The organism is Xenorhabdus griffiniae, assembly GCF_001028135.1.
GTDB classification, from domain to species: Bacteria; Pseudomonadota; Gammaproteobacteria; order Enterobacterales; family Enterobacteriaceae; genus Xenorhabdus; species Xenorhabdus bakwenae.
The window spans coordinates 1-542 of sequence record NZ_LDNM01000227.1 but is presented as its reverse complement, the minus strand read 5'-3'; the positions used below and the strand labels follow the sequence as shown (position 1 = coordinate 542).

The 542-nt window shown below is 54.8% G+C and carries 1 pseudogene; it reads left to right on the top strand.

From position 1 onward, the window contains the following. A pseudogene (locus AAY47_RS19815) lies at nt 1-542 on the top strand (DNA primase); the annotation flags it as partial.

The following is a 542-nucleotide window of genomic DNA, read 5'->3' as shown; positions in this document are numbered from 1 at the left end:
CAATGAATCCCGCGAACAGACCGAAGCCATCCATGCGTTGCAACGGCAGAAGCAGACGCTGGCAGGCTTGCTGGCTGAGAAAGAGCGCGAGTACCTGACTCAGCTTCACCAGAACGCCCAGTGGCTGCTGAAACCCTTGAATGTGGTCAATCCGTATGCGTCGCAACTGACCTTTATGTCAGACAAAACCCGCACCCGCCGTGACCATATGAAATACCTGACGCTCATTCAGAGCATCGCCCTGCTGCACCAGTATCAGCGGGACATCAAAACGGCAGAACATCGCGGGAAGCGGCTTGAATATATCGAAGTGACCAAAGACGATATCAAACTGGCGAATCAGCTTGCCCACGAAATCTTAGGCCGGACATTGGACGAGATGCCGCCGCAGACGCGCAAGCTGTTATTACTGATCCAGCAGATGGCGCACGGGATGGCATCGGACAGGCAGCAAACGCTGCGAGAGGTGCGTTTTACCCGGCGGGATATCCGCGACTTCACCCAATGGAGTGACAATCAGCTTAAAGTGCATTGTCAGCGAC